Source organism: Gramella sp. AN32, assembly GCF_023718305.1.
Lineage (GTDB): Bacteria > Bacteroidota > Bacteroidia > Flavobacteriales > Flavobacteriaceae > Christiangramia > Christiangramia antarctica.
On the sequence record NZ_QEYO01000002.1, the window covers coordinates 222,017 to 233,538 of the forward strand.

13 protein-coding genes are annotated in these 11,522 nt (G+C 39.0%); 4 read left to right on the forward strand and 9 right to left on the reverse strand.

Annotated features, from left to right (window positions below):
* Position 1: 1 nt before the first annotated feature.
* The 9 genes from hemB to hemA all read right to left on the reverse strand — a co-directional run bounded on the left by hemB (position 2) and on the right by hemA (position 7,236).
* Positions 2–970 carry a porphobilinogen synthase gene (hemB, locus tag DHD80_RS03540; protein ID WP_251739638.1) on the reverse strand — a complete coding sequence of 323 codons (969 nt, stop codon included), beginning with the start codon at positions 968–970 and terminating at the stop codon, positions 2–4.
* A gap of 50 nt (positions 971–1,020) precedes the next feature.
* Positions 1,021–1,395 carry a four helix bundle protein gene (locus tag DHD80_RS03545; RefSeq protein WP_251739640.1) on the reverse strand — a complete coding sequence of 125 codons (375 nt, stop codon included), beginning with the start codon at positions 1,393–1,395 and terminating at the stop codon, positions 1,021–1,023.
* A gap of 151 nt (positions 1,396–1,546) precedes the next feature.
* The gene (hemF, locus tag DHD80_RS03550; RefSeq protein WP_251739641.1) at positions 1,547–2,449 is read right to left on the reverse strand and encodes an oxygen-dependent coproporphyrinogen oxidase; all 903 of its coding nucleotides are present in this window, start codon (positions 2,447–2,449) and stop codon (positions 1,547–1,549) included.
* The gene (locus DHD80_RS03555) at positions 2,439–2,993 is read right to left on the reverse strand and encodes a GNAT family protein (protein ID WP_251739643.1); all 555 of its coding nucleotides are present in this window, start codon (positions 2,991–2,993) and stop codon (positions 2,439–2,441) included. Before DHD80_RS03555 ends, hemF begins: the two co-directional genes overlap by 11 nt.
* Positions 2,990–3,382 (reverse strand): hypothetical protein, encoded by a 393-nt coding sequence (locus DHD80_RS03560; RefSeq protein WP_251739645.1) that lies wholly within the window; start codon positions 3,380–3,382, stop codon positions 2,990–2,992. Before DHD80_RS03560 ends, DHD80_RS03555 begins: the two co-directional genes overlap by 4 nt.
* Before the next feature lie 9 nt (positions 3,383–3,391).
* A complete protein-coding gene (hemE, locus tag DHD80_RS03565) occupies positions 3,392–4,411 on the reverse strand; it encodes a uroporphyrinogen decarboxylase (RefSeq protein ID WP_251739646.1) in 1,020 nt (339 codons plus the stop codon).
* A complete protein-coding gene (locus tag DHD80_RS03570; protein WP_251739648.1) occupies positions 4,408–5,067 on the reverse strand; it encodes a uroporphyrinogen-III synthase in 660 nt (219 codons plus the stop codon). The genes hemE and DHD80_RS03570 overlap by 4 nt, the downstream gene beginning before the upstream one ends.
* Position 5,068: 1 nt before the next feature.
* Positions 5,069–5,983: a hydroxymethylbilane synthase gene (gene hemC / locus DHD80_RS03575; RefSeq protein WP_251739650.1), complete on the reverse strand. Its 915-nt coding sequence runs from the start codon at positions 5,981–5,983 to the stop codon at positions 5,069–5,071.
* Positions 5,980–7,236: a glutamyl-tRNA reductase gene (gene hemA / locus DHD80_RS03580; protein ID WP_251739652.1), complete on the reverse strand. Its 1,257-nt coding sequence runs from the start codon at positions 7,234–7,236 to the stop codon at positions 5,980–5,982. Before hemA ends, hemC begins: the two co-directional genes overlap by 4 nt.
* A gap of 199 nt (positions 7,237–7,435) precedes the next feature.
* Here hemA and DHD80_RS03585 point away from each other — a divergent pair, with 199 nt between their 5' ends.
* The 4 genes from DHD80_RS03585 to DHD80_RS03600 all read left to right on the forward strand — a co-directional run bounded on the left by DHD80_RS03585 (position 7,436) and on the right by DHD80_RS03600 (position 11,487).
* Positions 7,436–8,326, forward strand: a complete 891-nt coding sequence (locus DHD80_RS03585; RefSeq protein WP_251739654.1) for an AraC family transcriptional regulator — start codon at positions 7,436–7,438, stop codon at positions 8,324–8,326.
* 1 nt (position 8,327) lies between these two features.
* Positions 8,328–9,041, forward strand: a complete 714-nt coding sequence (locus DHD80_RS03590; RefSeq protein ID WP_251739656.1) for a ThuA domain-containing protein — start codon at positions 8,328–8,330, stop codon at positions 9,039–9,041.
* A gap of 77 nt (positions 9,042–9,118) precedes the next feature.
* Entirely contained in the window at positions 9,119–10,150 is a 1,032-nt protein-coding gene (hemH, locus tag DHD80_RS03595) for a ferrochelatase (protein WP_251739658.1), read from the forward strand.
* Positions 10,150–11,487 carry an MATE family efflux transporter gene (locus DHD80_RS03600; RefSeq protein WP_251739660.1) on the forward strand — a complete coding sequence of 446 codons (1,338 nt, stop codon included), beginning with the start codon at positions 10,150–10,152 and terminating at the stop codon, positions 11,485–11,487. The genes hemH and DHD80_RS03600 overlap by 1 nt, the downstream gene beginning before the upstream one ends.
* Positions 11,488–11,522 lie beyond the last annotated feature (35 nt).

The following is an 11,522-nucleotide window of genomic DNA, read 5'->3' on the forward strand; positions in this document are numbered from 1 at the left end:
ATTATGATATTAATTTAACCGCATCCTTGGCAAAATAACTGGCGATCATATTCGCCCCGGCACGTTTAATAGCGATTAATTGTTCCATCATGACAGCATCATGATCCAGCCAGCCTTTTTCAGAAGCCGCTTTAATCATGGCATATTCCCCACTTACCTGATACACAGCGATAGGCACATTCACGGTATTTTTAATATCCCGAACGATGTCCAGGTAACAAAGTCCCGGCTTTACCATCACAATATCGGCACCTTCTTCAATATCCATCAAAGTTTCCCTGATCGCTTCCTCGCGATTCGCAGGATCCATCTGGTAGGTTTTTTTATCTCCAAATCCCGGTGCAGAATCCAAAGCATCCCTAAACGGACCATAAAATGCAGAAGCATATTTTGCGCTATAACTTATAATCCCCGTATCGTGAAAGCCTTCATCTTCCAACAGGCTTCGAATTTCGAAAATCCTTCCATCCATCATATCGCTTGGAGCAACAAAGTCGGCACCGGCTTTCGCATGCGAGAGGGACATTTCAGCAAGGACGGCGGTAGTATCATCATTTAAGATCTTACCATCGTTAACAATTCCATCATGGCCAAAAGAGGAATAGGGATCCAGGGCAACATCGGTCATCACGATCATTTCCGGGGTAGTGTCTTTCACCAGTTTGATCGCTTTTTGCATGAGTCCGTTCGGATTGATCGCTTCAGTTCCTGAATTGTCCTTCAGTTTATCATCAACTTTTACAAAGATCAAAACAGAGCGAAGGCCCAGTTTCCAGCATTCTTTCACTTCCTTTTTCAGTAAATCCAGGCTAAACCTGAAATATCCCGGCATGGAAGCTATTTCTTCTTTCACATTTTTTCCCTCGACCACAAATAGCGGAAGTATAAAATCATTAGGAGAAATCAGGGTTTCCCTTACTAAGGATCGAATGGATTCATTGGTTCTTAATCTTCTATTTCTTCGTAGCATGATCGCGGTAAGTTTTAAGTTATAAGCTTTAAGCTTTAAGTTTTAAGTTTTCAGTTCTTAGCTGAATTTAAATTGGACTTAACTTTTTTAATTAATGAATAGAGCATTTTTTTGACTTCCATAATATCTGAAGTTAATTTTTCTGAACTGGCTTTATCAATAAATTTTAAATCTGTAGAAACTAATATTAAATATTCAAGCTCGAATGCAGATCCGGAAGCTATGTATAAAAATCTCAAAAATTCTTTTTGAGTTTCTCTCCCACAGCCCTCTACAATATTTGTGGGTATTGATAATGCAGCCCTATTTAACTGAGAAATCAGGTTAAATTTTTCTTCAGCAGGAAAGTTGCGAGTGGTTTTATAAATATCTAAAACAAGTCCGTGCGCTTTTTTCCAAACAGTATAATTCCTATAATCTACCATTTCTAAATTTAAAAATATAGCTCTAAGCGCTAAGCTAAAAGCTTACAAATTAGTGCTTAAAACTTCCAGCTTCCAGCTTCCAACTTATAGCTTAATACTTCCAGCTTAATGCTTATAGCTTAATACTTCCAGCTAAATGCTTATAGCTATTTCACACCCACTCTTTGGGATTCTGCAAAACCTCTAATAATCGTGCTTCTTCACTACCGGTTTCAGGATGATGGTCATAACGCCATTGTACTTGTGGCGGCAGGCTCATTAAAATGCTTTCAATCCTTCCGTTGGTTTTTAACCCGAATAAAGTGCCTTTATCATGCACCAGATTAAATTCCACATAACGGCCTCTTCGTATTTCCTGCCAGTCTTTATTTGCTTCGGAATAGGATAAATTTTTCCTTTTTTTAACAATAGGAACATAAGCTTCCAAAAAAGAATTTCCAACTTCCGTCACAAAATTAAACCATTCCTGGATGTTCCTGTTTTCGTCTGGTTTTAGGTAGTCGAAAAATAAGCCACCAATGCCCCTTCCTTCGTCCCGATGTGAGTTTCGGAAGTATTCATCACATTTCCGTTTATATTCAGGGTAAAAAGTAGGATCATGACGATCACAGGCATTTTTCGAAATTTGATGAAAATGAACCGCGTCTTCATCGAATAGATAATAAGGCGTTAAATCCTGACCGCCGCCAAACCACTGGTCTACGGTATTTCCATCCTGATCATACATCTCAAAATAACGCCAGTTCGCATGAACCGTAGGCACCATGGGATTATTCGGGTGAATCACCAGGCTTAATCCGCAGGCGAAAAAATCGACTTCCCCAACGCCAAAGTATTGTTGCATTGCCGGGGCAAGCGGCCCGAAAACTTTAGAAATATTCACCCCGCCTTTTTCAAAAACATTCCCATTTTCAATCACCCGGGTTCTGCCCCCACCGCCTTCCTCACGTTCCCAAAGATCTTCCCTAAATTTTGCAACTCCATCAATCTCTTCAAGTTTTGAAGTAATTTCATCCTGCAAATTTTCAATATATTGATAGAATTTATTTTTCATGGGAATGGTAATCAGATTTTAGGAGGCCGTAGTAATTGATATCTTCCAGGTTTCCGAAATAGTTCAAAAACTCCTGCCTTAAAATGCCCTCGCGTTTAAAATTATTCTTTAAAGCTATTTTCTGGCTGGCCATATTTTTAGAAGATGTGCAAATCAGGATTTTATTTAGGCCTAATTCTTCAAAAACATATGCGATAATTTTCGGGGCAATTTTGGAGATAATTCCTTTTCCCGAAAAATTTCGATCCACAAAATAAGCGAGTTCGCCGCGTTTTATTTTTGCTGAAATTTCTTTGACCACAAAAAATCCCAGGATTTCCGGATTGTTATGTCCAACAATGACGAAATATTTCCATTTCCCTGCGGCTTCCAGTTTCTTTGCCTGTTTAAAATAAGTTTTGGTTTTGGCCAGGTTCTCACAGGACCTTAAAGTCACCGGAAACGACTCAATAATATGTTCGCGATTTTCAGCAATAAAACTTTGAAATTCCTTTGGCGAAAAATCGAACATCGATTGATATGTAAACCCGGAAACATCCATCATAGCGGGCCCTTCGTCTCCTGAATTTTTTGATTGAGACTTATGGAAAATGTATTGCTCTGTTTTTGGGCAAACTGATAAATCGCTAATGATTTTTCTGCTAAATTATGTTGATGCTGAGGTTCCATATCTGAAATATTCAGCAACAAATCACCAAAACTTTCATAATGATCTTCCTGGAAATTTTTGGATTTCAATATATCTAAAAGCTCTTCTGAAGAAGTCTTTAAAATTTCAATAATTTCAAGGTCAATGATTTCTTTCAGGGTTGCATCAACTTTCGGCTTTTGTTCCAATAACCATGAGTCTGAAACAAATTTCATTTCCAGCAAATGCGTGATCATTCTATTGATCCTTTCATTTTCCTCGTCCCGAATTCCCTTGCTTAACATAACAAAAAATTAATATTCTTTCACTGCATCTACAAAAGCCTGCGCATTTTCCACCGGGATATCCGGTAAAATCCCGTGGCCTAAATTGGCGATATAGCGATCTTTTCCAAATTCATCGATCATTTTTTTGACCATTCTCTTTATATCGACTGGTTTAGAATACAATCGCGCTGGATCAAAATTCCCCTGTAAGGTAATCTGTCCGCCGCTTAAATAACGGGCATTTCTGGCTTCACAGGTCCAGTCAACGCCAAGCGCTGCAGCTCCGGACTGTGACATTTCTTTGAGGGCAAACCAGCAACCTTTTCCGTAGGCGATCACCGGCACCTCATCTTTTAGCGCATCGATGATTTGTTGCATATAATTCCAGGAAAATTCCTGATAATCCTTTGGTTCGAGCAATCCGCCCCAGGAATCAAAAAGCTGGATGGCATCTACTCCCGCTTTTACTTTTCCCTTTAAATAAGCGATCGTGGTATCGGTAATTTTTTGAAGCAGCGTATGCGCGGCAACCGGTTCTTCGAAGCAAAACCTCTTGGCTTTGTCAAAAGTTTTTGAACCCTGTCCCTGCACACAATAACATAAAATCGTCCAGGGAGAACCGGCAAAACCAATTAGCGGCACCTCATCATTCAATTCCTGTTTGGTCATTTTAATGGCATCATACACATAGCCTAATTCCTCATAAACATCAGGAACGATCACCTCATTTACTTTACTTGCTGTATTTACGGGATTTGGCAGCCAGGGGCCTTTTCCCGGTTTCATTTCCACCTCAATCTGCATTGCCTGCGGGACCACTAAAATATCACTAAACAGTATGGCCGCATCCGGCCCTATCTGGCGAATGGGCATTACGGTGATCTCGGTAGCGAGTTCCGGAGTCTGGCAACGGGTGAAAAAATCATATTTTGCCTTGAGTTTCATAAAATCTGGCAAATATCTTCCTGCCTGGCGCATCATCCAAACCGGTGGCCTTTCAACGCTTTCTCCTCTCAATGCTTTAAGTAAAAGATCGTTTTTGATCATTTTAAATTCAATTTTTTTAAAGTTTTTACTGTTTTTGCGATCACACTTTCTACGGAAGCGCTGTTTGAAACAACAGTTTTAAAATTATATTTTTCAGTTTCTGCCGCGGTTGTTTTTCCAATGCAAAAAGCTGTGGTTTTCCAGTTATTTAGTTCCCTGAAACTTTCTACGCCACTGGGGCTGAAGAATAAAATTCCGTTAAATCCACCGTCAATTTTTTGATAATTTAAGATGGTTTTATAAACCTGGATTTCTTCAAATTTCACTTTGTTTTTCTTCAATAATTCAGGCAATTCAACTCTTCGAATATTTCCGCAGAAAAAAGTAAAATTTTCTTCTGAATAAGCATCGGCGATCAATTTTCCTAAATCTGAAGCATTTTCAGCAACTTCCAGAATTTTATAGCCTTTTGATTTCAATAAAGCTGAAGTTTTTGTTCCCACACAAAAACAGTTTTCGATTTCAAGTGGCTTATTTTCTACTGCTTTTACCGCATTTTTACTGCTGAAAATGGCATTTTTGATATGGCTGGTATTTATCTCAAAATTTTCAAACTCGATCCTGATTGCATCATATTCCACCAATCCAATGCCGGAATTTAAAAGTAATTCTTTCTGATTTTTTGCCAGTTTTTTAGTAGAAAGAACCCTTGGCATCTCAATTATTTAAAACCGATTTAATTTCAGCCATAAGTTCCCGTCCGCCATTATTAAGAATAATTTCTGCACAGGATCTGCCAAAATTCTCCACATCTTTGGTCAAAACTGCCTTTTCAACTTCTATTTTTTTACTTCCATCTAAACTGAACAGCGCGCCTTTAAAATGTAGCGTTTCCTTTTGAATTTTGGCCAAAGCACCGATAGGCGCAGTACACCCACCTTCCAGGACTTTTAAAAATTCCCTTTCGGTATGTACGCAAATTTCAGAGTCCTTATGGTTGAGTTGGGCCAGGGCATTTTTGCAAAAATCATCATGTTCCATAGCAACCACCAGCATTGCGCCTTGTGCCGGTGCAGGAACCATCCAGTTCAGGTCGATATAATTTTCCGGTTTCAGCTCAATTCTTTCCAGTCCCGCGGCAGCGAAAATCGCTCCGTCCCAATTGGATTCTTCGAGTTTTTTGAGCCTGGTATTTACATTTCCGCGAAGATCTGTGACTTGATGTTTAGGATACTTATGCAGCCACTGTGCTTTTCGGCGAAGACTTCCTGTGGCAATAATACCTTCGCTTTCAAGAAATTGAACACCTTTATGGATGAGGATATCTTTACTGCTCGCTCTTTGTAAAACTGCAGCTTCTACAATGCCGTTCGGCAGAGCCGTTGGCACGTCTTTCATCGAGTGAACCGCAATATCTACTTCGCCTTTGATCATGGCGACGTCCAGTGTTTTGGTGAAAATTCCGGTAATGCCCATTTCATATAAAGGCTGTTCCAGGTTGAGGTCACCCGTAGATTTCACGGGAACAAGTTCGCTTTCGTAATTAAAATTGGATAATGCCCTTTGTACGGTTTTCGCCTGCCAGAGCGCTAATTCGCTATCGCGTGTGCCGATGCGTATGATCCTGCTCATTTTTCGATTTGTTCTAGCTGAAATACCTTTTGAATAAGTTCCAGGCTTTCATTGGTAGATTCTGAATCTTCCTTTAAATGATTGGCAACATGTTTCATAATTTTCTGAATGATGCGATTGCTTACCACTTCAGCATGCTGGTCATCAAAATCTAAATTTTTCCGACGCTGAAAATCAATTTCATCATCTTTCATCGAACGAAGTTTTTTCTTCAATGCTTTAATGGTTGGGGCAAATTTCCGGGTTTCCAGCCATTTGTTGAAATCACCTTCAACTTCGGTAATAATTTCTTTTGCCTGCGGAATAAATTGTTTGCGTTTTTCCAGGGTTTCATCGGTCATCTGGGAGAGATGATCCAAATGGATCAATTCAACATTTTCCAGGTCACTTACATCATCTGAAACATTTTTCGGAATAGAAAGGTCCAGGATTAAAAGCTTCTTTTTAGAATAGATAAGTTCTTTGGAAATCGTGGGGTTTTGAGCACCTGTAGCGACAATTAGTATATCGGCATTTCGAATCTCTGCCTGCAAATCGGCATAATCTTTAACGCTAAGATCAAATTTTCCCGCGATCTTTTCGGCTTTATCTTTCGTGCGATTGATGAGCGTAATATGATTATTGCGTGTATGTTTGACCAGGTTTTCACAGGTATTTCTCCCTATTTTCCCGGTTCCAAAAAGTAAAATATTCTTACTGGCAATATCCTCAATATTTTTTAAGATATATTGCACGGAAGCAAAGGAAACCGAAGTGGCACCGCTGGAAATCTCCGTTTCATTTTTAATGCGCTTGCTCGCCTGGATCACCGCATTTACGAGTCTTTCCAGAAAAGCATCTACCAATCCCAATTTTTTGGAACGTACAAAGGCGATTTTTAACTGACTGATAATTTCAAAATCACCCAGAATCTGGCTGTCCAATCCCGTTCCTACTTTAAACATATGGGAAATCGCCTGCTTATTTTTATAGACATAAGCGACTTTCTCAAACTCTTCCACCGTGCCATGCGTATGTTCACAAAGCAATTTGATAAGCTGGAAAGGATGTTGGGCAAAACCGTAAATTTCAGTCCGGTTGCAGGTAGAAGTTACCAGAATTCCATGAATACCTTCAGCTTTCGCCTGTTTTAGCAAAGAATATTTTCCATTTTCGTCCAGGCTAAAATGACCTCGTATCTCGGCATCCGCTTTTTTATAGCTTAAACCAATGGTGTAAAAATGTTTTCCTGTAATAAGTTGATGTACTTCCATATAAATTTTAGGAATGCGATGTCAAAATTAAGGGAATGTTAAAGTAAAAAGTAACGCTGAAAGAACTAAATGTGTCGATATATGATAATTATCATAAAAATGCCTCCTAAAATTTCAAAATACTGTAATTTTGTAGCAATAAAAGGCAATTCAATACGATTTGTTTAGATTGATTCTAAATAATTAATTCGAAAACAGGGTGGAAGAAGTAATTAAAAACAACGCTGTAAGTATTTCCGAAGAATTCAAAATTGAAGACGGGTTCTATATCCTTAAATTTCAGAATGATACTAACGAAACTAAACTGATGTCCAGGGATATAGACAACAGTTTTATTCAATTTCATTTTAACTTAAAAGGCAACTGTAAATTTCTCTTTAACGAAGGTTCTTACGAACTTCCCTTAGAGGAGGAAAATTCGTTGCTGCTCTACAATCCGCAAAGGGATTTGCCCTTGAATGTTGCCCTTAGTTCAGAATCCTGGATGATCTCCCTGGTGATTTCCATTAAAAAATTTCACGCGCTCTTTTCACAAGAGGCTGATTATATTACTTTTTTAAGTGCCGATAACAAGGATAAAAAATATTATAAAGACGCACAAATCTCTCCTTCCATGGCGGTGGCGCTTAACCAATTGATGAATTTCAATTTAACGGCAAGTATCAAAAATCTTTATTTCAAGGCTAAGGCATTTGAAATTTTGAGTTTATATTTCAACAAATCTGAAAACCCTGATATTGACCAATGCCCATTTTTAAGTGATGAGGAAAATATTAAAAAGATAAGAAGGGCGAAAGATATTGTGATCTCAAGAATGGCTGAGCCTCCATCTTTACAGGAACTTTCAGATGAAATTGGTTTAAGCCTGAAAAAATTAAAGGAAGGTTTTAAACAAATTTATGGGGATTCGGTTTACAGCTTTCTTTTTGATTATAAAATGGAATATGCACGCCGGCTTTTAGAAAGCGGGGATTACAATGTGAACGAAGTTGGACTGAAAGTTGGTTATAGTACTTCCAGTCATTTTATTGCCGGTTTCAGAAAAAAATTTGGCACCACCCCTAAAAAATATATACTCTCAACAACCTAAGATGAAAAATATAAGTATTTCAACGTTCCTGTTTTTTATGATGTTCAGCGTTTTTAGTCAGCATAAAAATGTGCTGGTTTTTCATGAAACGCAGGGTTTCAGGCATAAATCCATAGAAACCGGGACTCAGACCATTAAACAAATTGGAGAGGAAAATAACTTTAAAGTCGAGGTTAGCCAGGACAGCAGGTTTTTTACCGAAAATGATCTAAGTAAATTCGACCTGATTATTTTCCTGAGCACGACCGGAGATATTTTCAACATGGAAGAAGAGATGAAATTCCAGAATTATATGGATAACGGAGGGAATTTCTTCGGAATCCATGCCGCCGCAGATACCGAATATGACTGGTCATGGTACGGAAAACTGGTAGGTGCCTATTTTGAAAGTCATCCAAAGATCCAGAAGGCGACCGTTTATAATTTATTTCCAGATAATTATATGGTGAGCCATATTCCGGAAAAATGGGAAAGAACCGATGAATGGTACAATTATAAAGAAATAAGGCCAGACCTTAAAGTTCTGCTCAATCTGGATGAAAGCACCTATGAAGGAGGGAAAAATGGCAAAAATCATCCCATTGCCTGGTATCAGAATTATGTTGGGGGAGGAAAATCGATCTACACCGGTGCTGGGCATACGGAAGAAGCATATACAGAACCGCAATTCCTGGAACATTTAACCCGCTGTATTAATTTCGCCTTAAATCAATAAGCATATAGAAAACCTTAATAGATGTTCATTCGTTTTTAAGGTATTTCGAGATAATTTTGCATTGAAATAAAAACTACATGAGCAAAGGAGTTTTACTGGTAAACCTGGGTTCGCCTGATTCTACAGATCCTAAAGACGTAAAAAGATATCTTGGCGAATTCCTTATGGACGAGCGGGTGATCGATGTTCCATATTGGGCCAGAACGCTACTGGTTAAAGGTATTGTACTGAATACAAGACCAAAACAATCTGCCGCTGCCTATCAAAAGATCTGGTGGGATGAAGGTTCCCCTTTGATCGTACTTTCTGAAAGGTTGCAGTCTAAAATCAATGAAAATACTTCTATCCCGATTTCCCTGGCCATGCGCTATGGAACCCCAAATATTCATGATGGTTTAAAAGGATTACACGATCAGGGAGTGGATGAAGTTTTACTATTTCCGCTTTATCCTCAATTTGCGATGGCAACTACCGAAACAATTTTGGTTTTAGCTGAAGAACTTCGGAAAAAGTACTTTCCTGAAATGAGTTTTACCAATGTGCCTTCATTTTATAATCATCCCGATTATGTTCGAACGCTGGCAAATAGTATTTCAGAATATTTAGAAGGTAAAAAATTCGAACATCTTTTGTTCAGTTATCACGGAGTGCCGGAAAGGCATATCAGGAAAAGCGATATCACCAATTCCCATTGTAAAATTGACGGTTCCTGTTGTAAAACCCCTTCAACCGCGCATCAATTCTGTTATCGCCATCAGTGTTTTGAAACCACCAGGTTAGTGGCAGAAACACTGGGATTAAAACCAAATACCTATAGTGTTTCCTTTCAATCCAGATTAGGCTTCGACCCGTGGTTAAAACCATATACTGACCGAACTATTGAACGTTTTGGAAAACAGGGTATGAAAAATCTGGCTATTGTTACCCCGGCTTTTGTTTCAGATTGCCTGGAAACTTTGGAAGAAATTGCCATGGAAGGCCAGGAAATCTTCCATGAAGTAGGAGGCGACCAGTTTCATGTAGTTCCCTGTTTGAATGACCGCGAAGAATGGGTAAAAGTCTTATCCCGATGGATAGATGAGTGGGCTTTTCAAACCGTTGAGGCCTAATGCCTATTAATTCCAGGGAGCTGGGAGAAAAACCTATCAGCAAGCTTTTAATACAACAAGCTTTACCTGCCTCGGTTGGGATTTTGGTAATGTCCCTCAATATTCTTGTCGATACGATTTTCGTGGGGAACTGGATAGGACCCATTGCTATTGCCGCCATAAATGTGGTTTTACCGGTTTCTTTTTTTATTGCGGCTTTGGGAATGGCCATTGGAATTGGAGGTTCTTCCATTATTTCCAGGGCCTTAGGCGCTGGAGATGATTCTAAAGCTTTGAAAACTTTCGGGAACCAGATTACTTTAACCCTGGTTTTAGCCATGGCTTTTGTCATTCCGGGTTTGATATTTGTGGATTCTATTATTCCGGCTTTTGGAGGGAAGGGGAATATTTTTGATCCTGCCAAGATTTATTATATCATAGTTCTTTACGGAGTGCCCTTTCTGGCGCTTTGTATGATGGGTAATAATGTCATTAGGGCAGAAGGGAAACCAAAATTCGCCATGACTGCAATGATCATCCCTTCAATTGCCAATCTTATTCTTGATTATATTTTGATTAATCAACTTGATATGGGAATGGAAGGTGCAGCCTGGGCTACATCAGTTTCCTACCTGTTTTGCTTCGGGTATATTCTCTGGTTTTTTCTTTCTAAAAATTCAGAATTAAAACTAAACCATTTCCATTTTCGGCTTGATTTTCCTATTCTTAAAGAGATAAGTTCTCTTGGCGCGGTTACTCTGGCCAGGCAGGCAGTGGTAAGTGTAACCTATCTCCTAATGAATAATATTTTATTCGATCTGGGCGGGGAAGAATCGGTTACCGTATATGCAATTATAGGCAGAATGCTCATGTTTGCCTTATTCCCTGTGCTTGGGGTAACCCAGGGATTTTTACCCATTGCAGGCTATAATTATGGAGCTGAAAATTTTTCCAGGGTAAGAAAAAGTATCAATACGGCTATTTTGTATTCCTGCGTGTTAGGCCTTTTCATTTTTACGGGCATTATGTTCTTTGCTGAAGATATCGTGCGGGTTTTTACTCAAAATGAAAGTATTGTGGAGCAAACCCCATCTGCAATGCGTTGGGTTTTTGCTGCTACTCCCATTATTGCCCTTCAGCTTATTGGTGCTGCTTATTTCCAGGCAATCGGGAAAGCCACTCCAGCCTTTCTTTTAACGCTTTCGCGTCAGGGTTTTATATTTATTCCACTTATACTCCTTCTCCCTATGTATTATGGAGAGATTGGCGTTTGGATTTCCTTTCCTGTCGCCGATGTTTTATCTACTATGATCACTGGTTATTTTCTGAACCGGGAGATTGTAAAAACGTTGAAATAAGACTTTCAGGGAATTATCTTAAATCCTTATATTTA